We start from the raw sequence: 24,120 nt of genomic DNA, 5'->3' as shown, positions 1-24,120 counted from the left end.
ACTATAATTATAGACCAAGCGTTTTTTTATTAGCATTTTTTACCAGCAAGTATAGAGACTCTGCGGCATCCTTAGAATGACCGATTGCTCCGTCATGGACTGGAAGTTTATTATTATAATCAGCTGCGGGCAATATGAAATTTGGAAGCTGCAATGTTTTGCCCCGCGTATTTCCCTTACCTATTATCTTTACCGAAAAAACGCTGGATCGCCAGTTTCAATTTCCCTTCTGCCTGTTCAATATAAGCTGCAGCTTGTTCTTGTGAAGATTGAGTAACAGTCATAAAAATGGCTTCTTTTAAATTGTATTGTGTTTGATTCATGGCAGTTTCAGCTGATTCAGCTTCCATGCCAGTCAAATCCATTAAAATCGTTTCAGCCCGTTTTTTCAGCTTTAGATTAATGAGCTTCATATCGACCATTTCATTTTGATAAACTTTTCCGAGCTGGATCATGACTGCAGTTGATATCATATTAAGCGCCATTTTCTGGGCTGTGCCTGCCTTCAGTCTTGTGGAACCTCTAATGACTTCAGGACCTGTTGTCAATTCAATTGCCACATCACTTATTTCGGAAACGGTTGTATTCGTATTGTTGCTGATCGAAATAGTGCAAGACCCTGTCTCTTTTGCATAAGACAGTCCGCTTATCACAAACGGTGTAGAACCGCTGGCCGTAAGACCGATCACGCAATCAGAAGCATTTAACTGATAGGATTGTAATTCATTTCGAATAACGCTTACATCATCTTCCGTCTCTTCAAGAGGCTGCCACATCGCTTCATTTCCGCCTGATACAATGGCAGTCCATTTCCCGGTTTCTACTGAAAAGGTCGGACCAAGTTCCACAGCATCAAGCATGCCTACTCTGCCGCTGGTTCCCGCTCCGATGACAAAGACTCTGCCGCCATCGTTCCATCGTTTCACGATTGCATCAACAGCTTTGGAAATTTGCGGGAGTGTTTCATTTACTGCTGTCAAAATCGCTGAATCTTCTTTATGCATCATTTCCACAATCTGAAAGGAATCCATTTCATCAATACGCGCCGTTCTCTCATTTCTCTCTTCAGTTGGTTTACGCACCATTATAAACGCTCCATATCAATCGTGAATTTATAGCGATCTGCGCGATAGACGGACCTGACGACCTCAAACGGTTTGTTCGTATCGAGCGTTGTTCGCCGTTCAATCAGCAGGACTGGTGCACCTTCAGCTACCTGGAGCATCTCAGCCTCCGTTTTTCTGGCAAAGGAGGCTTCGAGCACTTGTCTTCCATGCTGTATTTTTAAGCCAAGCTTGTTCTCAACATAATCATAGATAGAATTCACAGCTATGTCTTTCGTAAGACCCTGTGCAAGCTCTTTAGAAATATATAGCATTTCATACGCCATTGGGAGCTGATCGGCTAGCCTTACCCGTTTCAGTTCGAAAAGAGGAGCACCTGCTTCAACCTCAAGCTTCGCAGCAAGATCAATACTTGCTTTCACCTCTGTAAAACTGATGACGCGTGTGCTCGGTTCAAGTCCTCTTGACCGCATATCTTCAGAAAAGCTTGTTAAGCCTTGCAGAGGCTGCTCAATTTTTTGATGAGCAACGAAGGTTCCTTTCCCGCGCTGCCTGTATAAATAGCCGTCATTCACCAGATTCGAAAGAGCTTGTCTCACCGTCATCCTGCTTATTCCATACTTTTCAGCGTATTCTCTTTCTGAAGGAATCATCTCACCAGGCTTTAATTCTTGTTGTTGAATGGCTTCTTTTATTCCCTCTTCAAGCTGATAATAAATTGGGAGCGGAGAATTCTTTTGAATCATTTGGCAAACATCTTCCTTTCATCATGATGCAATTTAGACAAGGCTTCTTGATCTGCAATGATGATTGTATCCGGATGATTTCTTAAAATTGTCGCCGGAATAGAGTTAGTAACATCTGAATGAAACAGATCATATAAAATGGCTGATTTTTGCAATCCTGAAGCGAGAAGCAGCACTTTTTTGCTTTTCATAATGGAAGCGATCCCCATTGTTACTGCATGCGTCGGAACTTCTTCAATGGAATCAAAGTAGCGTGCGTTTGCCTGACGGGTTGACTGTTCCAAAGCAACCAGATGGGTTTTTGATTCAAAAGAACTTCCCGGTTCGTTAAATCCGATATGCCCATTTTGGCCGATGCCAAGAAGCTGAAGATCAATTCCGCCTAATCCCTCAATTTTCTGATCATAATTCTCGCATTCCGCTTTCATATCATGTGCTTCCCCATTTGGAAGAAAGGTTTGAGAAGAAGGAATATTGACCTCATCAAAAAAGTGTTTCTTCATATAAGCATGATAGCTGTTTTCATCTTGTTTTGATAAGCCGGCATATTCATCAAGATTGAATGTTTTAATATTACGGTAGCTTGTATTGTTTTGCTTATGATCCAGAATCAGCTGCTGATATGTTCCCAGCACAGTGCCGCCAGTTGCCAAACCAAGCACAGAATCAGTTTTTGCCTTGATCTGATCTAATATAACCTCAGCTGCAAGCATACTCATTTCATGATAATCTTTTGCTTCTATTAGTTTCATTGTTCAACACTTCCTGTAAAAGAGATTTTGCCTCTGCAAAACGTCATCAGCACTTCACTATTTTCATCAAGGACGACGATGTCAGCATCTTTTCCGATTGATAAACTTCCTTTACGGTCATAAACGCCAATTTGTTTAGCAGGATTAACAGATGACATCTTCACAATCTCTTCTAGTGAACATCCTGTATAATTCATCATGTTCACTGCAGCATCTCTGAATGTCAAAATACTTCCTGCAAGAGTTCCATCAGCAAGCGTTGCCCGGGAAGCATCAACTGTAACTTCTTGCCCGCCAAGGTCATATTTGCCTGCTCCAAGACCTTTAGCTCTCATGGCATCTGTAATTAATATCGTTCCCGCACTGCCCTTTACTTTATAAGCAAATTTCACCATTTCAGGGGCAATGTGAATACCATCCACAATCATTTCTGTTTTCACTTCATCGATCATAAGCACAGTACCCGCTACACCTGGTTCCCTGTGGTGAATGCCTCTCATTCCATTAAAAAGATGTGTGGCGTGGTTTACGCCGCTTTCAACAGCCTTTTCAACTTCTGAATAGACGGCATCACTATGGCCAATTGAGGCTGTTATGCCCGCAGATGTTAAATGCCGGGCCAGTTCGTATCCATTCCTGCATTCTGGTGCAAGTGTGACCAGCTTAATATGATCTTTTGCATCTTTCAGCCATTTATTAAAAATTTCGATTGACGGTTCAATGATATTGCCTGGAGCCTGGGCACCTGCCCGTTTTGGATTCAAAAAAGGTCCTTCTAAATGAATACCAAGCACTTCTGCTCCTTCATTATTTTCACGTGCAATATAATCAGCAGCATTCTTCAGCGCGTCTTTAATCTGGTCTTGACCAGCTGTCATCGTTGTTGCGAGATAACTCGTAGTCCCTTCTTTCGGAAGAGCTCTGCTCATCGTTAAAATCGCTTCTTTCGTCGCATCCATCACATCTGCACCTGCTGCACCGTGGATATGAATGTCAATAAAACCCGGCAGAATGGAAGCACTGCCTCTGAGATTAAACACCTTATCATCAGCTGCAGGTTCCGGCATTTCCGCTAAGTCACCAATTCCAGTAATTTTATTGTTTTCAATGATGATAAAACCGTTTTGAAAAACGACTTCACCCGTATATAATTTTGCGTTTATTAAATAGGTTTTCGGCATGGTTACAGCTCCTTGCATCTATTCTCACCCTTACTATAACACCCATTCAGCTAGTTGTCTATACCAGTATAGGTGAAGGAAAAATTCCCTCCTTTGATGATATGCTAATTTGCATCAAAGAAGGGAATTTTAGTTTATTGATTAATAAAATTTAGTTTTTCAATCAAACCCAATTTATTTTCTGATTTTTTCTATTTCATCCGCTACGAACTGTACTTGTGTACCCACAATTACTTGAATGCTGTTTTTTCCGACAATATTAATTCCCGGTACGCCTGTATCTTTAATTTTTTTCTGATCGACCGCATTCATATCTTTCACTTCGATTCTTAAACGCGTAACGCAGTTATCGACAGAAGTCACATTAGCATCTCCGCCTAGGCCATCATAGATCTTGGCAGCCATCACTGCGAATTTAGAGCCTTTTGCGTGAGATTGATCACTGCTTGACCCTTCTTCAATCATTTCATCTGTATCATCTTCTCTTCCAGGAGTTGCTAAATTAAATTTTGTAATTAAGAATCGGAATAATACATAATAAATGACTGCTACTACAAGCCCTTGCACAAGTAACATATAAGGCTGATTAGCTAAAGGTAATCTAGAACTTAGCACAAAGTCAACAAATCCTGCACTAAAACCAAATCCTGCTGTCCAATGGAAAAATGCTGCAACCGCTAATGAAAGACCTGTTAATGCTGCATGAACTACATAAAGTGCAGGAGCTAAAAACATGAATGAAAACTCAAGAGGTTCTGTGACCCCAGTAAAGAATGAAGCAAAACCTGCAGCTAACATCAACGATGCCGCCTGTTTTTTTCTTTTCGTTTTTGCAGTATGGTACATTGCTAACGCTGCAGCTGGTAGACCAAACATCATAATAGGGAAGAATCCTGCTTGATACATTCCTGTTATTCCCTTTGTTCCAGTACCTGCCCAGAAATTCCCAATATCATTAATACCAGCTACATCAAACCAGAATACCGAGTTTAATGCATGGTGTAAGCCTGTAGGTATGAGGATCCTATTGAAGAATCCGTATAATCCTGCACCAATAAATCCTAATTTACTGATCCATGTCCCAAAAGCAACTAATCCAGTAAAGATTACCGGCCATGCGAAGAAAAGCACGACTGAAACAAGCAGCATTGAAACAGCTGTCATAATAGGAACTAAACGTTTTCCGCTAAAGAAAGATAAAGCAGCCGGCAATTGTACATGACTAAAACGATTGTACATAATGGAAGCTACGATCCCTGAAAGAATCCCCACAAATTGATTACCTATTTTTGCAAAAGCAGCATTGACATTTTCCGGGTCAATTCCCTGAAGCATAGCCACTGAGTTTGTTGAAAGCAGAGTTGTAATAACCAGGTAGGCCACCAAACCACTCAGCGCGGCGGAACCATCTTTTTCTTTCGACATACCCAATGCTACGCCAACTGCAAACAGAATGGCCATATTATCAATAATGGATGATCCGGCTTTAATTAAGAAGGCTGCTATTGGACTTCCAGATCCCCAGCCTGCAGGATCTATCCAATAACCGATTCCCATCAGAATCGCTGCAGCAGGTAATACTGCTACCGGCAGCATCAATGAACGGCCGATTTTCTGTAGATATTTCATCATTTTTTACATTCCCCCAAAATAAAGTATAAGATAATAAAGAGGTATAAGTGATCTTTATTGTATTTAAAAACGACTCCTTGTATTCGTTTTCAATATTAATATAACATGTATTCAACTAGTTATCTATACCAGTTAATCTAAATTTTTTTTAACAAATTGCACCATATAATGAATATGCTAAAATAATTGAACGAGGAGGTCTTTAAATGATCTTTAAAATTAAACGAAATCCCATACTCGTATTAATCGTACTTTTTTTAATCGTTCTGCCCTTTTTCCTGCTTTTCAATGAGTCAGAATCACTTGCATCCATGATCATACCTTTCTTGCTGTCAGCCTTTTTAGCACACGCATTCCTAAAATCATATTTTCTCATTCAGGATGAAAAATTAATCATCGTATTCGGCCTTATTAAAAAAGAAATACATATTAAAGATATTAAAGAGATCAGGTATTCAAACAATCCGCTGTCTGCCCCTGCATGGACGTTGAAAAGGCTTGAAATTGTATATGCAAAACCTTTGGGAACAATGCCTGGCTCATCAACCAGATTTGCCCTAGTTTCCTTGCCGAAAGATGAGGATGCTTTTTTTAGAGAGCTTGCCCAAAGGAATCCATACCTTTCTACGCCTTAAAAAGTACCGTCATCTTATCATGCACGACTCATTCATTAATAAATGTTAAATCTATAAATCACTTCTCGATCTGCTATTTTACCTGTATCCCGAAATCCCGCTTTTTGATAAAGTCTCTTAGCCTGTAAATTGTCTGGATTAACGCCAAGTAAAAGAAACGGGCTGACATCATAACGGGATTTCATGAAACTGAGGATAATCTGCAGCGCTTCCCACCCGTATCCTCTCCCCTGATAGTCTTTATCTATCATGAATCTTACAATCCAGTAGACGCCATCTGCAGGATCTTTGCCAATCATCGCAAATCCGATCATTTGATTTTCTGCATAAATGCCAAGCGGCAAAAAGGAGTTTTCAAACCTTGATTCTGCCAATGATTACAAATTACTTGCAACGAACTTTTCTTGATCTTTTTCAACCTTAAGGGAAATGCATGTCTCCCAATTATGCTTCGTTATGGGATGCAGCTGAATGAGCATGGTCTGCCACCTTCTGTTCCTTTTCAAAGTATGAATCTTTTATTTTTAAAACGAAGATGCCGCTTGCGAAGTAGATCGCAGAAGCAATAAAAAAGAGCAAAGTAATCGTAAAGTATTGAGCTAAGAAGCCCCCTCCTATGATAGCAGCGGCAGCCATAAGGGATGTCCAAAAGTGATAATTGGCAATTTGAACGCCTCTTTTTTCCTCATTTGTCCACTGGGAAAGAAGCATTTTTTCTCCATGCTTTTGCATTGCACCAAAGATTCCCATCAAAATTTGACACACATAAACTTCTGAAATCGTACCAATATACGGGTAATATAAAAGAAGAAATGCCATGCCAACTGAAGATACCGCTAAAATCACTTTATCGTTTATCTTTCCGGAAATGTGCCCTAATAACGGATGAACAAGCGCTGCTGAAAGTCCAAACAACCCATACGAAATTCCAAACTGAGAAAAAGATGTCCCGACATTATTGATAAACAAGATATAAAAAGGAAAAATAAAATTACTTGCGAAAAATAACGTGCTTTGAGCTGCAATGAATCTTCTGAAGGATCTATTATTCATCGCCTCCATACTCCTCATAAAAGTAATTCATAAAAATTTCTTCTTTGTCATATTTACTCTTCAATTCGAAAAACTCATTCACTTTCGGATACGCAGTCTCCATTTGTTTCTTTGTTGGATAAGGCTGATAAGGCAAATAATAAGTTCCATTATAAGCAAGCGTGACATCAATCATTTTTTGAATCACGCTCCTTGTCTTATATATTTCCTCTTCAGATAACCCCTGATTGATTAATAGTACAAAAGCAAACATATCGTCGCGGCTGTAAGATAAAACGGCATCTTCATTTTTCTCGACATACCGGATCGTGATATTAAACAGATTCAATTCTTCCTCTGTCAGTGTCTCCCTCAGGCTATCCACATAGTCAGGAAACATATCAACCGGTATGAAGTATTCCTGAAGAATGTCGGTATTCTTGTCATCCTCATATTCCAGAAACTTTGACGCCGACCTCATCACATTATTTCTAGTAATATAAGTATCTTCATCACTCACAAAATATGACTTTTGGGCATTCCAGAAAGCATTTTTACCCCAATCGTAATTCCTTGATAATCCAAATGCGAACTTCATGAGCGGGACTAGCTTTTCCTCACTTAGTTCATCATATTCTGTGCGGGCGCCTTGTTCACCTGCAAGTTCATAGTTCGTCACATACATTTCTTTCAAAAAAGTATCAGGTGCCGTTGATAAACGGGCAAGATGCATCTTTACCTTTTTATTGCCCTTTACTTTCTGCTTAAAATAATCTGCATATTTTTTGTAATCAAGAGACTCAGATTTCATGACGTAGAGCTCATCATCCGTCAAGCTGATTTCAGCATCTAAAATGACGCCGAACAACCCATATCCTCCAATAACAAGCGGAAAAAGTTCTGCATTTTCCGTTCTGCTTACATTCACAATTTCCCCATCTGCTTTCAGCAAACGAAACGAGTTGATGCTCTCAATTAAAGATCCATGGCGGATATCCCGTCCATGCACATTTACACTCATAGATCCTCCAATGGTGAAAATATTTTGGGACTGCATCACTTTCACGGCAAGTCCATGGGGATTGACGAAACGCTGAATATCATCCCAAGTCGCCCCGCTTTGAACCGTAATCGTTTTTTTCTTCTTATCAAATTCCAGAATTTCATTATAGGAGGTCATATCAAGCACAATCGCATCTTTGTAATACGTGTGCCCTCCCTGGCTGTGCTGTTTGCCTGCAATGGCAATCTTTTTATTTGACGCTTTCGCTTCATTTATAGCCTGTTTGAATGATTCGATTTCTTTTCCTTTCACAATCTTATCAATCTTTACAGGCATCAATCTGCTTACATCTGTCATCATGAGCGAAACATTTTTTTCTTCTTTAAAAGCAGCTTTCATTGAAAGTGTAAAAGTAAAAATAAATCCGAATACGAGAATAAGAATATACCTTTTTTTCACAGAACCACCACCAAATAGAAAAATGTGTATTATAGTTACATTTTACACTTAGTGGTTATTTTTAACAATAAGGTAGTTAGAGAATTTTTTTATAAAAACAGAAAAAATGAGTTCTCTTTTTGAAAATGCACTTTGCTAATGTACGATATATCCATATATTACTGCTGAATCTTGTCTTACTTTCAAAAACTGGACCTTTACTTGCGGATTTACCTTTTTACTTGCGAATATGGATGCGCTACTTTCCGAATGAAGCGTTTTACTTTCTTTTTTCCATATACCTCCTAATCAGGAGTTCTAACTTGCAACATGATCCACCTAAAATGTTTTAACCTCGCTATAAAAAGGAATAAATAAAATAGCACTAACTAAAAGGAGATGTTTTACATGGATAAGCAGAAACTAAATAAAGAAATATTAGATATATTGGAAAAACATAAGGTCGGAACACTTGCAACTGTCGTAAAAAATAAGCCGCACTCACGCTATATGACATTTTTCAATGATGAGCTTATGCTTTATACCCCTACAAATAAGAACACTCATAAAGCTGAAGAAATTGAAGAAAACCCAAACGTTCATGTACTGCTTGGATATGAAGGTGAAGGTTTTGGAGATTCTTACATTGAATTTGAAGGAAAAGCAAGCATCGATGAATCGGCAGAATTAAAGGAAAGATTATGGAACGAAAATTTGAAAAATTGGTTTGAAGGCCCTAATGATCCTGAATATGTCGTTTTAGCTATTAAGCCAAATAAAATAAGATTAATGAATAGCGAGTATGATTCACCTCAAACTCTAGAACTATAAATGGTACAGAAGCGGCAATCATAGGACTTGCCGTTTTTGTATGGGGCCAATTTCTTGTTTTCGTAAGAGCTGCATGAGAAAATAAAGAATAAGAACAAACACTAGAAGGTGATTGCATGTATTTCGTAGTAGTGGATATCGGCTGCTCTGATTGCGGAGAAGCTTCAAATGTTGTCGGTATTTTTACCGAAGAGAAAAAAGCACGCAAAGCTTTAGAAGAATATAAAATAACGAATAAACTTGATCTATATGGCGATGATCATCAATTTTTAATATACAAACTCGAAGAACTCAATCAAATTCACAATAATAGTTATGAACACCTCATTTATGACAGTGAAGAGGATTGAAAAACGGCACCTTCTCAATTGAAGGTGCATTTTTATTTATCCCCTCCACGCAATTACATAAAAATAGACATTTCTGCAACTCCTTCCAAATGAAGCGAATCAATTGATTCTGTCATCTGTTTCTAGTAAAATAGAAAACTGTGTTTTACGTTCGAACCAATAAAGCGGAAGGAGTCAGGTATGTATAATTCTGTACTAACACGCAGCGATCATGCACCAAAAGACGCAGAGGAACTTGAGTTTCAGCTCTTTAGAATGCAGGATAATCTAAAAGAAATTGCAAAAAGATGGCAAGTTGTCGGAATTGATCAAACGAAAGAGGATAATTGGGTTGTGGTTTATGCACAAAATGACGGTGATTCATGCAAGGTGATGCTGAATGATTGTGAATCTGCCTATCGGGGCACATGGGATTTTTCCATTCATGCCACATACAAAGACGATAAAGCGATCCACATCGGAGATATTAAAGGCCCGGCAAATAAGGGCTATGGATCCATTTGCATGAATTATTTAAAAGAGTTCGCGAAAGATCAAAACATTCCCTATATCACTGGCGATATCGCCAAAAGAGACTGGGATCATGTTGACCGTCTTGTGCATTTTTATGAAAAGCACGACTTTAAAGTAAGGATTAATTATGATAAGCAAGCAGGCAAAATTGAATGGAATGAAATGTATTAACATATTTGATCAGCTGAAAATTGACAATACAAGTCAAACACAAATAACCCCCGTTCTTAGTTAGGACGGGGGTTATAAAAGTGTTTAATATATTTTATGCAATCTTTAGTTCCTTAAACAATCTCGCCCTTAAGATATAATAATTTTGACAAATATGATTGAATACATATATAAATCATCAAATTTCCCAAAAGTAAACTCATAAAATAGACTAAGAAGGAGGAGGAACTCTTTTTATTTAAATTCATTTTAATACTGCTTTTGAAAACAAATATCACTTTTTGAACAATACTGCTCTCGTTCGTTTAATTGTAAACCTGCAGAATCTCAATTAGCGTTCCTCAACAAGATGGCCCTATACAAAAAGACGCCTCCTTCCTGTAGAAGCGCGCCCTTTTATGGAATAACGATAACCCTAACTAATTGGAATGTTCCTTCAAAATTGGCTTTCCGGTTTCAAGTAATACTTTGTTTCTGCCTAAAAAGATTGCAAGTATTAAAATAAGTAACCCTGTTCCAATAAGCAGCCATTCAATTTTTATTATATCTGCGATTGGACCGAAAATGAGCATCCCAATCGGCATCATCGAGGTCGATATCATCCCAAATACTCCAAAGATTCTCCCTAGATAATTTTCTTCTACTCTCTCTTGTAATAAAACCATAGTTGGCGTATTAAAAAATGGAATAGCCACTCCAAATACAGCCATACAAATTAAATAAATCCAAAAGACAGGAACAATCCCGAGAGCAAACGTACAAACTCCCATTAAAAGACTTGCGAAGGTCATCGTATAAACTTTATTTTGAAAACCTCCCCAAGAAGCAATAATTCCTCCACCCGCCATCATCCCAATCGAAAAAGCAATTTCGATAGCCGTTAATCGCCATACATCGTCACCGAAGCTCCGTGTAACTTGCAGTGGCGTTAAAAATGCAGCAGGTGCCATTAAGACAAAGAAAAAAGCGAAAAACAGAAAAAATTTCTTAAGGAAATCATGATTATTAATGTACGTTAATCCTTTTTTAAAGTCGTAATAATAGCTTGTTGTTTGTTTTTCGGATGCCTTCTCATGCACCGGAATATTAAAAAACGCCAGTAATGTTAGAATCGCAATAGCTGCAGTAATGACATCGATAATAAAAATCATTTCGATGGAAGCCATTGTCAACAGTGCTGCACTAACCATTGGAGACACGAACATAATAATCGCTTGAAGACTTCCGTTTGTTCCGTTCACTTTAGTCAGCTTATCCTTTGGAACAATTTGCGGTAAAATGGCACCTACTGCCGGGGTTTGAATGCCTGTCCCGATTGCACGGACTGCAGCCATAACAAAGAGCAGCCAAATCGCATCATATCCCATAAAAAATACAATAGCGAGAATAAGTGTTGCAATCGCAATCAGTCCATCTGATAAAATAATCAGCATTTTTCGATTGTAGCGATCTGCCCACACACCCGCAATTGGGGATAAAATAAAGGTAGGTATGAAGCCGCAAATGATAAACAGCGTCATCATCACACCAGACTCCGTAGTAAGTGTGATATACCACATAATCGCATATTGAACCAAGGACGAACCAAAAAGGGATATCGTCTGACTGCTCAAAAAGAGAATAATATTTTTTTTCCAATCTTCCATTAAATGTTCATTTGCTGAATTCATCTTATTCACGACCTTCTTGATTCCTGCTTCTGTTAATGTATACATATTTATTTATAAAACTTATCCAAACGCTAGGATATTCAACCCTTTTACATAAAGAAAGAGCAATTATTGCCCAGTTAGCTCAAACTGTTTAATTAACACTTACAAATCATTAGATGATTTCCATCAGGATCTTTAAAATTAAAATAGTGATTATGTTCAATTTCAGTTATTAAATGAACCTTCTTTTTCTTCATAAACTTATAGGCTTCTTCAATATCTTCTGTATTAAAATGAAAGGGGGGGGTTTTTAATATATTATCTTCTGAAAAAATCTTGCTATCTAAAACAATCCCTGTCCCATTCATAGGTAAGACATAAATATGACCGAACTGTATTTCTCCATTTGGCTGTAAACCTAAAATGTCACAATACCACTCTCGAGCTTTTTCTATGTTGCTTACTGGAATAAAGACCGTTCCGATTTGATTTAAAATAGGACTATTCAAAAAAACTCCTCCTACTTATTTTCTAGTACCCTTATCTATTAATTAATTTCGCTTTTATATTTTTTTCGGCCGTTATGTAATTTTATTTTTCAATTGCTAATCTGAATACTAAAAGTGCAAGCATGCAGGTTAATGGAGTCATTACTAGTGTTTCCAAACCAGAGTTTGAGACTAAATTGCCGATTGTATTAAGCACCATAAGTCCAAACATTACCCATGTTCCGACATTCACAGTTCTTTTGAACTTTCCTTTGAACACATACTCTGCTTTTACAGCAATAATTGAAATAAATAGTATTTGCACAACGATTGATATACTTTCGAAGATGATTAAATCGGCCTCACTCTTTAATCGTCCTCCCCATACGAAATCATGCGGCAAAAGGTTTAAAAGGATCAGGACATGCATCAATAACGCTAAAGTATTAATGGTGATGATTATATTACTTGCAAGTCTGATGCTAATTATTTTTTTCATTTTCCCCTCCTCTTCTATTCAGATATTAGATTTTTTTCTTTGAAAATTGGACTTAATTCACTCCAAACATCAAATTAATTACCATCTAAATCATAAAAAACAAAATTCATTCCTATGTGTCCTCTGTTTTCGATCTCTCCAACTCTTATGTTTCTTTTTTAATAAAACCACTATGAATTGCTTCTAGTGCATTTAAACAATTAACTTCAAAACATAACTAAATATGTTCTCTCTATATGTACTTTTCTCCTTGTAAATTCCATAATTTTCTTTTTCATTCTAAAAAAATAGCCGCAATTCATACTTAAAGAATTGCACCAGGTTACCTTCTCATTTATTTGCAAAACGAACTTATTTTAATGCAGCATTTCAGGTGAATCCCAATTTTCATCAGCCAATTTTGTTTTTTTTCCAATCACTTTTATTTCCATGATTCCAAATACATAGATTAGAATATTTAAAATTCGGGTATAAACAATTAGGGCATTTTTTCCTGTTTACCATAATCGCGCTATTTCGCTAAAAGAAAGGAGCTATGAAACTTCAATGAGAAAAAAAGCAATTTTCTATTTATCCGCCCTTTTTCTCGTCAGTATGCTTACTGCTTGCGCAGAAAAAGAAAAATTGTCAGATGGAACAGAGCTGATTGATAAAGATCAGTTTGTTTTCACGGCATCTGGAGAATTCAAACCATTCAGCTATGTCAAGGACGATATGACGATGACTGGTTTTGATATTGCCGTAGGTGAAGCCATCGCTAAGGAACTCGGGCTCGAACCTGTTCAGAAACGAATAAAATTCAAAGGAATTGTAGAAGGAGTCAAAACTGGCCGTGCAGATGCAGCAGTTGCCAGCCACACGATTAATGATCAGCGCGCCAAGCATGTTTCATTTTCTGCCCCCTACTACTATTCTGGTCCTCAAATTTTCACACGTCCAGACAGTGACATCAAAACAGTTGAAGATTTAAAAGGGAAAGAAGTTGCCGTTGCAAAAGGCTCTACATATGCTGCAACCGCTGAGAAATACACAAAGAACATAAAAATGTATGATAGTGACATTACAGCCCTAAAAGCGCTAAGTACAGGACGGCATGATGCCGTCATAACTGATTTTGTAACAGGAAAAAGTGCAGCTAAAGGCGGTTTTGATATCGCCGGGCAGCAGCTGATTGAACGAAGCGAACAGGCTGTTGTTATTCCGAAGGATAATCCAGTTCTTTTGAAACGAGTAAATGAAGCATTGGACAATCTTAGACAGGACGGAACGCTTAAGAAAATCAGCATCGAATATTTCGGAGAAGATATTACGACAAAACCTGAGTAACCACCACTTGTATAGAAAGGATGTTGTTCATTTTGCCTAGTTTTTCACATTTTTGGAATTCGTTAATTGACAATAAAGGCGTATTTTTGGACGCGATGCTTGTTACTCTTCAATTAACGGTTGTCTCCATATTAATCGGGATTGTAATCGGTCTCTTTTTTGCCATTTTAAAAATATCTAAACTAAAGGTCCTCAGCATCATTTCGGATGCCTACATTTACTTAGTTAGAGGCACACCGCTGATTGTTCAGATTTTCATCTTGTATTTCGGCTTCAGCGGACTCTTTTTAATCCCTGATTTCTGGGCAGCTTCCCTTGCACTTGCTTTTCATAATGGTGCTTATATTGCTGAAATTTTCCGGGGGACAATTCAATCCATAGATAAAGGCCAAATGGAAGCTGGACGTTCTCTAGGAATGACAAGAGGCCTTACAATGAGACGAATCATTATGCCGCAGGCTTTCAGACGTGCTCTTCCTCCCCTCGGAAATCAGGTGATTATTGGACTGAAGGATTCATCTCTTGCAGCCTTTATCTCTATAAACGAGCTCTTTAACGTTGCGACCACATTAGGGTCAAATAATTTTGATGAGATGACATTTTTATTAATTGTCGCTGTTTACTACTTAATTTTAGTTGCAATATTAACACTGATTGTCAACGGACTTGAAAAGAAAATGTCAATTAGTGACCGCTAAGGAGGGAATCATTTTTGGAATCGAAACAAATGATCAAAGTTGAAAAGCTGAATAAATCATTCGGGAATCTGCATGTTTTAAAGGATATTGATTTAACAGTAAATGAAAGTGATGTTGTCTGTTTAATCGGCTCCAGCGGTTCAGGGAAAAGCACCCTGCTTAGATGTTTAAATTTTCTTGAGAAAAAAGACAACGGAAACATAATAATAAACGGTGAAGAAATTCTACAGTCTACACATGACATCAATGAGGTTCGCCAAAAGGTCGGTATGGTATTTCAGCACTTTCAGCTGTTTCCTCACAAAACAGTGATTGAAAACATCACGGAAGCGCCAATAATGGTTAAGAAAATGCCAAAAGAACAGGCACTCGCTGAAGCCAGGTCTCTCCTTGAAAAAGTCGGACTTTCAGACAAAGCAGATATATACCCAAACAAATTATCTGGAGGACAAAAGCAGCGGGTTGCGATTGCACGTGCACTTGCGATGAAGCCTGAAATCATGCTTTTTGATGAACCAACTTCAGCGCTTGATCCAGAACTTGTCGGAGAAGTTTTAGCTGCAATGAAGGAACTTGCTGAAGAAGGCATGACGATGGTTGTGGTAACCCACGAGATGCAATTTGCCAGAGAAGTTGCTGATTGGATTGTTTATATGAATGAAGGATCTATTATTGAAAGAGGACATCCAGAAGATTTTTTTACAAATCCAAAAGAAGAACGCACGAAAGAATTTCTAAAAACGACACAATTAAATTAGCCATATGAGACGTGAGATTTCAATATCTCACGTTTTTTATTTCCCATCTTCAATAAATTTCATATTGCTTTTGCAAAAAGAATTCAGTATGATGAAAACGGTTAAGAGGTCTGATGACTAACATCCAAAAATTAACAATAGATAACAGCTTGAGAGGGGATTTTCAATGAAAGAAAGAGCTTTGTTTTTTATTACAGGATTACTGATCCTGACGCTAGGTGTTTCATTAATTATTAAATCGGGATTAGGTGCCTCTTCTTGGGATGCTCTTGCAGTAGGCGAATCAAACTTATTCGGACTTACTGTCGGCACTTGTATTTTCATAAATGGAATCGCTTTAATATTCATCAATGCGTTTTTACTTAAGAAAAAACCTGAAATCATGGCAGCGGGCAGTATTCTTCTAATTGGCGCCCTAATTGATTTTTGGCTTCTCGTCGTTTTAAAACATTATTCTCCTGAAGTTTTATTTTTCCAACTAACTGCTCTTGCAGCAGGCATCATTTCAATGGGAGTTGGAGTAGCGATTTATTTACAGGCAAAATTCCCTGCAAGCCCAATGGACACACTTATGGTAGCCATACACACACGCTTTGGATTAAATCTTAGAAATTCAAGAATCATCAGTGAAGCCTTTGCATTATTTCTAGCTTTCTTATTTCAAGGAGCCATTGGAATCGGAACTTTTATTGTCACGCTGACATTAGGTTTTGTTGTTCAATATTTTCACCCTAAATTTGAAGGTTTATTATTTAAAATGAGCAGCAAACTATCTTATAAATAAAAAAATGACGGTATAAAATTTCTTTAAAAATAGGGTTGCTTTGTTCCTATAAATCTATTATAGTTGATTAGGTCAGAGGTCAGACATCAGATGACGCTGACTCACTTTTTGGCAATAGATGAAAGCGTATACAGATTCTGTCCAAAAGTTCTTTTAAATACATCATAGAGGTGAAAAAAATGAAATATCTAATAGCCCTTCTTGGACTTGCTGTTGTTTTAGGATTAGCATGGCTTGCAAGCAGCGATCGTAAAAAAATCAAGTTCAAACCTGTAGCATTAATGATTGTGATTCAAATTCTATTAACTTTCCTTTTACTGAATACTAAATTTGGCCTAATAATGATTACAGCCATTGCAAATGGATTTGGAAAACTGCTTGGATATGCAAATGAAGGAATCTCTTTTGTTTTCGGCGGAATTGCAAATGATGGACAAATGCCATTCTTCTTAAATGTTCTTCTTCCAATCGTCTTTATCTCAGCACTGATTGGGATCTTGCAATACCTCAAGATTCTTCCTTTTATTATGAAAGGAATCGGACTTGTTCTAAGTAAGATCAATGGAATGGGTAAATTGGAATCTTATAACGCTGTGGCATCTGCCATTGTAGGACAATCAGAAGTTTTCATTACTGTAAAAAAACAGCTGGGCCAATTATCATCACAGCGTCTTTATACTCTTTGTGCTTCGGCAATGTCAACTGTATCCATGTCAATCGTAGGTGCTTACATGACAATGGTCGAGCCAAAATATGTCGTAACGGCTATCGTCATCAACCTGTTCGGGGGATTTATTATCGCTTCGATCATTAATCCTTATACAGTATCAGAGGAAGAAGATATTCTCGTTATTCAAGAAGAAGAAAAACAATCCTTCTTCGAAATGCTCGGCGAATATATCATGGACGGATTTAAAGTAGCCATTATCGTAGGTGCAATGCTTATCGGTTTCGTTGCTTTAATCGCTGCTGTAAACAATATTTTTGATATGATTTTCGGAATTACATTCCAAGGTATTTTAGGATATATTTTCGCGCCTGTTGCGTTCATCATGGGTGTACCAATGAGTGAAGCAGTTGCTGCCGGCGGAATCATGGCAACAAAATTAGTAACAAATGAATTTGTAGCAATGATGGACTTGGCAAACGTGTCTAAGAACTTCAGTGAACGTACACTTGGCATCATTTCGGTATTCCTTGTATCGTTTGCAAACTTCTCTTCCATCGGAATCATTGCTGGTGCTGTTAAGGGTCTTCATGAAAAACAAGGTAACGTTGTTGCCCGCTTTGGATTGAAATTGCTTTACGGTGCGACGCTTGTAAGTATTTTATCTGCGATTATTGTAAGTATCGTATTATAATAAGAAGAGCAGCCGGGACCTCAATCCCCCGGCTGCTTTTTTTACTGCTTATTTCAACTTCTTCCCATCAAACATAAAACGATAAACAGGCAGTTCCTGTCCAACCTCTGAAGGAATAAATCCAAACGTTACATAACTGTCGATCGATTCTGGCTCTAAGGACAGCGACAGCAGATTATTTTGCGGCTGAGCAGATAAGAATACATACGTGCCTTTCGGGAATAGAACGTCTTTCCGCTCAAGCTCTGTCTTTACTTCTACAAGCTGTTTGCCTTCGTATTTCTCAGTATTTTCTTTTGATGTTACATCATATGCTTCAACAGAAAGCTTCATCTGCTTCGGAAGCTTAAATCCTTTTAAGCCTTGATTCTGAAGCTTAGCTGCTACTTCTGACTGATCTGGGTTTAACACATATGCAGTTGGCCGTTCTCTAGTTAAAGTTGGCTTTGCTTCTGTTGCACTGAAGTAGTTAACTGGAACATCTTTCAAGGTTCCTGTTGCGATATCAACCATCTCAAGTGTCTGATTTTCTATTTCGGCTGCTTCGCTGTTTACAAAAATCGGATCTTTATCATTTGAAACCAAACCTTTTTTGATAAGCTTAGCTCTTTCGGCTGCTACGGTCGTTTTTACTTTTTTCGCATTCGCAGCAGTTTGTCTTAAAATATTCTCGTGAGTCGCAATCTGAGCAGCAACCCGTCTTCCAAAGTCTTCTCTGCCAATCGCTATCCCACGGCTTTCAACTAAAAATGAGAAGGCCGTCTGCAGGCCAAATGCGTTGCGGCCGATTCTCGGTTCTGTGCCGCCTTCAAGAATATCAATTTCTCCATTTGTTACCCCTGTTGTATAGTAACGATCACCCGTGAAGCCGTTTTGTTCCAACGTGTCCAAGGTAGGATCAACATATAAGCTGTCAGACATTGTACGAATCTTTTCAGGAATATTTAAGTTTCTTCCAGATAACAGCAGGATATCATGATACTTCAATAAACCCTCATCTCCAAATTGATCGAATGAACTCGTATATGGAGAATACTCATGAGCATCAATGACAACTTCTGGTGTATATCGATTGTATTCATGATGAATGGCCTGTACTTCCGGCGATTCCAATTTCACATGATCGCGGTTTCCATCAAGACCATTTTGCAGCTGGCGCTTGAAATTATAGGATCCATCAGGATTAACCCGCGGAACGACGATGACATTAATTTTATCCAATACTTCCTCACCAAGTTCCCCCGTCAAGCGGTTTGCAATTGCTAAGACGGATTCGCCGCTGGCAGGCTCGTTTCCATGGATCTGGCTTTGGATCCAGACTGTTGGTTTGCGGGACATGAAACTTGGATTGATTTTTTGATCCTTAGTAAAATAAAGTGCCGGAATTTCAAGCCCATTCTGTGACGCTCCAATATTTTTAACAGTTAAATATGGACTCTTCCCTTTCAGCTCTTCTATGTAGGCAAGCATTTCCTCCTGGGTTGTAAATGCTTCTTCCCCTTTCACAAAAGCTGGTGTGCCATCGGTTACCTCAACTTCTGGAAATAATGGCCTAACCTGTTCTGGCTGACTGTATTCCTTTCCGTAATAAGGCGTTTGGGCCTGAACGGCTGGAGCGAATAAAAAACTGGCTGTCAGTAATACTGGAATCGAGCTTTTCTGAAGTACCTTTTTCATAGAGTGCCTCCTCATTTTATATTGTCCTTATTATGATAGAGGAAAAAATAATTATTTTCAAAAAATTAAGAATAGTTTATATTGCTCATAAAATTTCATTACTTTTATGAATAAGCGTAAATTGGTTCAAAAGATATATCAATTATTTCGATAATCGAAAGACTCCTAGAAAGGATGTCCCATGACGGTGCCGCATTTTATCTATTCTCTATCTTTTGAAGGATTTTTTATCCAAAATAACCTGAGATAATGAATGCAGATAAAAAAATTGAGGGCACCATACGGCTTCATTGGTACCCTGGATTTGCGATTTTCGTGATTCGAGGGTATAAATGCTACTTTAATTATGCACAAGATGATTGCGTAAGGTTGTACAGTTTTAAAGCGGGTCCTGCGAAGAGTTTATGGTTTTTCTCAGATAATAAAGCCAGAATCCTGTTGTTCCGGGATCCTGCTACGCATGCAAATGTGCTCTTTTCCTGCAGTAACTACATTAAATGGCCAAGGGCAGCTAGAAAAGGGCCATTTTGGGGTTGGAATGTGAGATTGAGCTATGGAAAATGGTCCATTTTCAATCGAGTTTGCGGCTCGGATCATAAGCTGCGCATTTCAGATTATAAAACCTGGTTTTCGGATCATAAAACAGATTCTGCGGAGAGTGAGTGGCCTTTCTCGGATAATAAAGCCGGAATCCTGTTGTTCGTGGAACCTGCTACGCATGCAAATGTGCTCTTTTCCTGGAGAAATGAGGGCACAATACTGCCCCTATGGTACCCTGAATTTGTGATTTTCGTGATTCAAGTGCTTAAAAACGATTTCAGATTAGCGCGCTTAGATATAGACCTGTCTCAGAACACCACTCGGTATTTATGACCCAAATTGATCGATATATGACCGAAAAAATCCGATATAATGACCATTCGATTTTGACATTTCATACTTCATACCCGAGTACTATAATTTTTTATTCTTTTTACGCATTTCTTTGTATTTTTCGAAATCCCAGCCTTCCAAAAATGCTTTTGCTGATGAATACCCAGATTCATAAAGGAAATTCATTTCCTCTTCAGATAATTCAAAATCAGTAGCGCTAATGCCTCCAGTCGGAATTTGTATCGTGCGTTCTTTTGTCTCTTCCGTCAGATGCCTAAGATCATGTGCTTGCAGCATCGTCTTAAAAATATTTTTAAAAAGATGGACTGGTGTCGGGATTACCGCTCCCATCTTAATCTCATCTTTCACAAACCGAAAGCCAAACGTCGGAAAACGGGGTTCTTCTTTTGAATCAAATATCCAGATAGGGAAGTTGCTCAAAAGTCCCCCATCTAAAATGTAAGATTTATATCTCCCTTTTGATTTCCATATGACTGGCCGAAAGAAAAAGGGCAGGGAAGCGCTCATCATGACGGCTGTTGACACTTTCAAATCTCCAGGTGTCATCCTGTATTTACTTAAATCATCAGGCATAATAAGGATTTCTCCATTCGAAACATCTGAAGCGATAATCTTCAATTTATCTTCAGGAAGATCAGCAAAAGTCCGGATGCCTTTAGCAGCAAGAATCGAGTCCATCCATTCCTCTAAATACTTATTATTATATAATCCTAAATGGATCATCAGCTCAAACAAGCTGCCGACAATCGGAATATAATTCAAAAATGATTTGCCTCTGAATTTTGAGAAATCCATCTCTTTCAGCAGCTCCAGAATTTCAGCACTTCTGTAACCGCTGGCCAGAAGTGCAGCTATAACTGCACCAGCCGAGGTACCTGCAAGTCTTTCCCACTCTACCTGCTCATCTTCCATTGCCAAAATGGCTCCCGTGAAAGCAAGTCCCCTTACTCCGCCGCCTTCAAAAACGGCATCTGCTTTCATTTCTTTCACCTCTTTAGGATTAAATTTCTCTCACCCTCTACATTCAAGGTTTCTCATAAAAATTCCTTTTCTCTATGTTCAAATGATTCCTTTCGCCCAAGATTAGCAGCATCAGGCTATCGCCATGTATCATTCTCAAAGTATGAGTGATAAAGAGATAGTTTTTGATATCACTGAAATGATTGTGAAAGAAACGAAAAGAATTGAAAAGAAAGGTGCCGTGGATTTCCGCTGCAGGCACTTGCTTTCCGCAGGAGGGATGGGAGCCTCTATTTCCCGCAGGAGTCAAGTGCCTTCCGCTACAATCCACTTAAGGGTTTAACCATTTCTCAAAAAGCAACAAACTTTACGAAAAGAGCCTTAATCACACAACATCACCACCACGTTATTGTGGAGGGAGCATTGATTGCAAATAACTTGTTAGAGGCAGTATCCTTTTTCCAATATAGTAGATGGAGCTTTATTTTCTATTGGTGATGGTCATGCCGTACAGGGAAATGGGGAGGTTTCCGGAACGGCTATTGAATGTCCGATGGACTTTGTTGATGTCACTTTAATCGTTAGAGGTGATATGCAAATCAATATGCCTAGAGCAAATACTCCATCAGGATGGGTAACATTTGGATTTCATGAGGATTTAAATGAAGCAACAGCAGTATCGGATGAAATGGTACATCTCATGCAAGAGTTTTACGGAACTTGAAAAAGTAGAAACAATGGCATTTTCAAGTGTGGCCGTTGATTTACGAATTACACAGTTTGTAAATGGGGTTAAAGGTGTTCATGCAATTTTACCTCATTGATCGATTCGTTAAATTAGAGCACTCTTAGAGGAAAATTCATTTTCTCGAAGAGTGCTTTAATCGTTTTACCTTTCATCAACCTTATACTTTGCAATGTTTTTCAGGGTAAATAATAATTTCTTTACGGCCGCAAATATAGTACGATCTTGAAAAATTCATACAGATTCCAAACCAAATCGGGGTTTACGCAGTCATTCCAATGTGGGAATGGATTTCAACCCTAACATCGAATAAAGTCGCTTTGAAGAATTAATGTTCTTTTAAGTTAGACAAAGGAACCACTTGTTCATTCTGTGGTTCATCAATAGGATAAATTCTAGCTGTTTCATTATTTTCGACCACATTCTGAATATAGATTGGAACATCGTTATAGGTTACATTAGCCATAACTGGCGATGCAGCAATCTCTTGTGCACGTTGTTTGTTCATAGTAAAGCCCCCTCTCTTTTTATTAGGCTGTTTTCGCATTGATTGTTGTTTTTGGTTATTAATTAGTACCCGTGGATTTCCGCTGCAGGCACTTGCTTTCCGCTACAATCCACTAAAGGTTTTAACCATTTTTTTCTAAAAGCAACAAACTTTACGAAAAGAGCTTTTTTAGCAATCAAGTCATAATGTTAACTTCAAACAATATAATTATTCCTTATGTTATTAAACATAATAGTGATTTAAGCCACTACCCCTTCCCATATTGTATAAGTGGAAACGGACAAAAGAAGTGGAATTTATTTAGAAAGAAAGATGTACAGGAGGTAAAAGAGTTCAGTCTGAATTTTTCCCCTTTCAGGTTTAAATCTATCGGGAATAATACTTATCTTGTTTTGTAATCGTTCAGTTTTTAAATCAAATAATAGGAGCCATATCATCCCTTAAATAAAAAAAAGAGTGAATCCAAAATTAACGGGTTCGGTTGCGGGGTGCAAACATATTAATTAGCATTATAAATAGCACCTATAAAAAATAGGTCAACCAGAAATAAATCTGACTGACCTTATAATACGAAGCCCCCGATTGTTGAATAACAATAATGCCTCCTTTCACTTATTTATTACCAAAAGAGAGCCTAGAGGTTCATTTTTTCGATTTAATTTTTCAAATAATAAGTAAAGCTTCCTATTAGATATAAAAGCAGGATTACTTTTAAAGTAGTGCTGACTTTAATGAAAAAGAGAGACTTTAGTGCAGGTTGTATGGATCATCATTCACCAACGTCTGTTTGTTTTTTATAATAAGTGAATTTTTACATATGTTGTAAAACTGAAACGTCCTTACCTTGTTATTTTGGTACCCAGAATAAGTCTAGATAATTTATAGATATATGCTCTTGATTAATTCTGCTTATCTTTTCAAATATCCGCTATTACCTTAATAATCGTCCAATCCTTTTTAGTTTTATGCCGTATCTTATAGTAAGAGAACGCAAGTATCTCAGGTTCCTCCGTAACCCATACTGAACCTCTTTTTCACTTTCAAAGGTAAAAGCATATGTTTGAGACATATGCTTTTATTAATTTTGTTCGGTTTGTTGTGAGGTATGATATCAGAAAAATCCTATAATTTTTGTTAATATTGATTTTTGCCCGTATTTTTATAGATGAAAGTTATCGTTTGTTGCAACATTATCTCTAAATATAGGCATTTATATTATAGTGATCAATAACTCTCATAGACATACATCCATTTTCTATTAAATTGAACGTTTGTCTAAGCCAACTTCTTCTTAATACATACATTATTAGAGAGAGCGAATAAGCTCTAAACAAAAAAGAGAGGTGAGAACATATGTACGGATATGGCGGATATGGCGGAGGCTACGGCGGTGGTTACGGCGGCGGTTTTGCGTTGATCATT

24 protein-coding genes and 2 pseudogenes are annotated in these 24,120 nt (G+C 37.9%); 10 read left to right on the top strand and 16 right to left on the bottom strand.

Translation table 11 applies throughout. The features are described 5' to 3' along the window. Positions 1 to 7 precede the first annotated feature (7 nt). The 6 genes from CYJ36_RS23965 to nagE all read right to left on the bottom strand — a co-directional run bounded on the left by CYJ36_RS23965 (position 8) and on the right by nagE (position 5,375). Entirely contained in the window at positions 8 to 154 is a 147-nt protein-coding gene (locus tag CYJ36_RS23965; RefSeq protein ID WP_219621053.1) for a hypothetical protein, read from the bottom strand. Between the two features lie 22 nt (positions 155 to 176). Then, positions 177 to 1,085 (bottom strand): N-acetylmuramic acid 6-phosphate etherase, encoded by a 909-nt coding sequence (gene murQ / locus CYJ36_RS02195; protein WP_101564340.1) that lies wholly within the window; start codon positions 1,083 to 1,085, stop codon positions 177 to 179. Beyond that, positions 1,085 to 1,810 carry a GntR family transcriptional regulator gene (locus tag CYJ36_RS02190; RefSeq protein WP_101564339.1) on the bottom strand — a complete coding sequence of 242 codons (726 nt, stop codon included), beginning with the start codon at positions 1,808 to 1,810 and terminating at the stop codon, positions 1,085 to 1,087. The genes murQ and CYJ36_RS02190 overlap by 1 nt, the downstream gene beginning before the upstream one ends. Next, positions 1,807 to 2,562, bottom strand: a complete 756-nt coding sequence (gene nagB, locus CYJ36_RS02185; RefSeq protein WP_101564338.1) for a glucosamine-6-phosphate deaminase — start codon at positions 2,560 to 2,562, stop codon at positions 1,807 to 1,809. Before nagB ends, CYJ36_RS02190 begins: the two co-directional genes overlap by 4 nt. After that, a complete protein-coding gene (nagA, locus tag CYJ36_RS02180; RefSeq protein ID WP_101565610.1) occupies positions 2,559 to 3,743 on the bottom strand; it encodes an N-acetylglucosamine-6-phosphate deacetylase in 1,185 nt (394 codons plus the stop codon). The genes nagB and nagA overlap by 4 nt, the downstream gene beginning before the upstream one ends. A 174-nt stretch (positions 3,744 to 3,917) precedes the next feature. Then, the gene (nagE, locus tag CYJ36_RS02175; RefSeq protein WP_101564336.1) at positions 3,918 to 5,375 is read right to left on the bottom strand and encodes an N-acetylglucosamine-specific PTS transporter subunit IIBC; all 1,458 of its coding nucleotides are present in this window, start codon (positions 5,373 to 5,375) and stop codon (positions 3,918 to 3,920) included. Between the two features lie 206 nt (positions 5,376 to 5,581). Here nagE and CYJ36_RS02170 point away from each other — a divergent pair, with 206 nt between their 5' ends. After that, positions 5,582 to 6,010, top strand: coding sequence for a PH domain-containing protein (locus CYJ36_RS02170; protein ID WP_101564335.1), 429 nt, complete (start codon positions 5,582 to 5,584; stop codon positions 6,008 to 6,010). A 35-nt stretch (positions 6,011 to 6,045) separates the two neighbouring features. Here the strand turns inward: CYJ36_RS02170 and CYJ36_RS02165 are convergent, their stop codons facing one another. The 3 genes from CYJ36_RS02165 to CYJ36_RS02155 all read right to left on the bottom strand — a co-directional run bounded on the left by CYJ36_RS02165 (position 6,046) and on the right by CYJ36_RS02155 (position 8,504). Further along, a complete protein-coding gene (locus tag CYJ36_RS02165; RefSeq protein ID WP_101564333.1) occupies positions 6,046 to 6,384 on the bottom strand; it encodes a GNAT family N-acetyltransferase in 339 nt (112 codons plus the stop codon). A gap of 70 nt (positions 6,385 to 6,454) precedes the next feature. Continuing rightward, entirely contained in the window at positions 6,455 to 7,063 is a 609-nt protein-coding gene (locus tag CYJ36_RS02160; protein WP_101564332.1) for an MFS transporter, read from the bottom strand. Continuing rightward, positions 7,056 to 8,504 carry an FAD-binding oxidoreductase gene (locus tag CYJ36_RS02155; RefSeq protein WP_142382665.1) on the bottom strand — a complete coding sequence of 483 codons (1,449 nt, stop codon included), beginning with the start codon at positions 8,502 to 8,504 and terminating at the stop codon, positions 7,056 to 7,058. The genes CYJ36_RS02160 and CYJ36_RS02155 overlap by 8 nt, the downstream gene beginning before the upstream one ends. 387 nt (positions 8,505 to 8,891) lie before the next feature. On the opposite strand from CYJ36_RS02155, the gene CYJ36_RS02150 reads away from it, so the two are divergent. The 3 genes from CYJ36_RS02150 to CYJ36_RS02140 all read left to right on the top strand — a co-directional run bounded on the left by CYJ36_RS02150 (position 8,892) and on the right by CYJ36_RS02140 (position 10,348). Then, positions 8,892 to 9,314: a pyridoxamine 5'-phosphate oxidase family protein gene (locus tag CYJ36_RS02150; RefSeq protein WP_101564331.1), complete on the top strand. Its 423-nt coding sequence runs from the start codon at positions 8,892 to 8,894 to the stop codon at positions 9,312 to 9,314. Positions 9,315 to 9,430: 116 nt separating this feature from the next. Further along, entirely contained in the window at positions 9,431 to 9,664 is a 234-nt protein-coding gene (locus CYJ36_RS02145) for a hypothetical protein (RefSeq protein WP_101564330.1), read from the top strand. A gap of 180 nt (positions 9,665 to 9,844) precedes the next feature. Then, positions 9,845 to 10,348, top strand: a complete 504-nt coding sequence (locus CYJ36_RS02140) for a GNAT family N-acetyltransferase (RefSeq protein ID WP_101564329.1) — start codon at positions 9,845 to 9,847, stop codon at positions 10,346 to 10,348. A gap of 419 nt (positions 10,349 to 10,767) precedes the next feature. Here CYJ36_RS02140 and CYJ36_RS02135 read toward each other — a convergent pair whose 3' ends face one another. From CYJ36_RS02135 to CYJ36_RS02120, 4 genes and pseudogenes are all read right to left on the bottom strand, one after another. Beyond that, positions 10,768 to 12,018, bottom strand: a complete 1,251-nt coding sequence (locus CYJ36_RS02135; RefSeq protein ID WP_101564327.1) for an MFS transporter — start codon at positions 12,016 to 12,018, stop codon at positions 10,768 to 10,770. 137 nt (positions 12,019 to 12,155) lie between these two features. After that, a complete protein-coding gene (locus CYJ36_RS02130; protein WP_101564324.1) occupies positions 12,156 to 12,509 on the bottom strand; it encodes a VOC family protein in 354 nt (117 codons plus the stop codon). Between the two features lie 82 nt (positions 12,510 to 12,591). Next, complete coding sequence (locus tag CYJ36_RS02125; RefSeq protein ID WP_101564322.1) at positions 12,592 to 12,987, bottom strand: hypothetical protein; 396 nt, start codon at positions 12,985 to 12,987, stop codon at positions 12,592 to 12,594. A 74-nt stretch (positions 12,988 to 13,061) separates the two neighbouring features. Further along, positions 13,062 to 13,204: pseudogene (locus CYJ36_RS02120) on the bottom strand (VOC family protein); the annotation flags it as partial. Between the two features lie 329 nt (positions 13,205 to 13,533). On the opposite strand from CYJ36_RS02120, the gene CYJ36_RS02115 reads away from it, so the two are divergent. The 5 genes from CYJ36_RS02115 to CYJ36_RS02095 all read left to right on the top strand — a co-directional run bounded on the left by CYJ36_RS02115 (position 13,534) and on the right by CYJ36_RS02095 (position 17,914). Next, positions 13,534 to 14,313 (top strand): transporter substrate-binding domain-containing protein, encoded by a 780-nt coding sequence (locus tag CYJ36_RS02115; protein WP_101564320.1) that lies wholly within the window; start codon positions 13,534 to 13,536, stop codon positions 14,311 to 14,313. A 32-nt stretch (positions 14,314 to 14,345) separates the two neighbouring features. Continuing rightward, positions 14,346 to 15,011: an amino acid ABC transporter permease gene (locus CYJ36_RS02110; protein WP_101564318.1), complete on the top strand. Its 666-nt coding sequence runs from the start codon at positions 14,346 to 14,348 to the stop codon at positions 15,009 to 15,011. Between the two features lie 29 nt (positions 15,012 to 15,040). Beyond that, positions 15,041 to 15,769 (top strand): amino acid ABC transporter ATP-binding protein, encoded by a 729-nt coding sequence (locus CYJ36_RS02105; protein ID WP_101565606.1) that lies wholly within the window; start codon positions 15,041 to 15,043, stop codon positions 15,767 to 15,769. A 166-nt stretch (positions 15,770 to 15,935) separates the two neighbouring features. Continuing rightward, positions 15,936 to 16,553 carry a YczE/YyaS/YitT family protein gene (locus tag CYJ36_RS02100; RefSeq protein WP_101564316.1) on the top strand — a complete coding sequence of 206 codons (618 nt, stop codon included), beginning with the start codon at positions 15,936 to 15,938 and terminating at the stop codon, positions 16,551 to 16,553. A gap of 179 nt (positions 16,554 to 16,732) precedes the next feature. Then, the gene (locus CYJ36_RS02095; RefSeq protein ID WP_101564314.1) at positions 16,733 to 17,914 is read left to right on the top strand and encodes a NupC/NupG family nucleoside CNT transporter; all 1,182 of its coding nucleotides are present in this window, start codon (positions 16,733 to 16,735) and stop codon (positions 17,912 to 17,914) included. A gap of 48 nt (positions 17,915 to 17,962) precedes the next feature. Here CYJ36_RS02095 and CYJ36_RS02090 read toward each other — a convergent pair whose 3' ends face one another. Both CYJ36_RS02090 and CYJ36_RS02080 read right to left on the bottom strand, forming a co-directional pair. After that, the gene (locus CYJ36_RS02090; RefSeq protein ID WP_101564312.1) at positions 17,963 to 19,591 is read right to left on the bottom strand and encodes a M14 family metallopeptidase; all 1,629 of its coding nucleotides are present in this window, start codon (positions 19,589 to 19,591) and stop codon (positions 17,963 to 17,965) included. 954 nt (positions 19,592 to 20,545) lie between these two features. Next, positions 20,546 to 21,466: a patatin-like phospholipase family protein gene (locus CYJ36_RS02080; protein ID WP_101564310.1), complete on the bottom strand. Its 921-nt coding sequence runs from the start codon at positions 21,464 to 21,466 to the stop codon at positions 20,546 to 20,548. Positions 21,467 to 21,831: 365 nt separating this feature from the next. On the opposite strand from CYJ36_RS02080, the pseudogene CYJ36_RS24715 reads away from it, so the two are divergent. After that, positions 21,832 to 22,269, top strand: a pseudogene (locus tag CYJ36_RS24715) (acetamidase/formamidase family protein); the annotation flags it as partial. 249 nt (positions 22,270 to 22,518) lie between these two features. On the opposite strand, the gene CYJ36_RS02065 reads toward CYJ36_RS24715, so the two are convergent. Continuing rightward, entirely contained in the window at positions 22,519 to 22,698 is a 180-nt protein-coding gene (locus tag CYJ36_RS02065) for a small acid-soluble spore protein H (protein WP_101564308.1), read from the bottom strand. Between the last annotated feature and the right edge of the window lie 1,422 nt (positions 22,699 to 24,120).

The organism is Bacillus sp. UMB0893 (assembly GCF_002858905.1).
Taxonomy (GTDB): domain Bacteria; phylum Bacillota; class Bacilli; order Bacillales; family Bacillaceae; genus Bacillus_P.
Note: the sequence above shows the minus strand (reverse complement) of the source record. Positions and strands in the feature narration are given on the sequence as shown.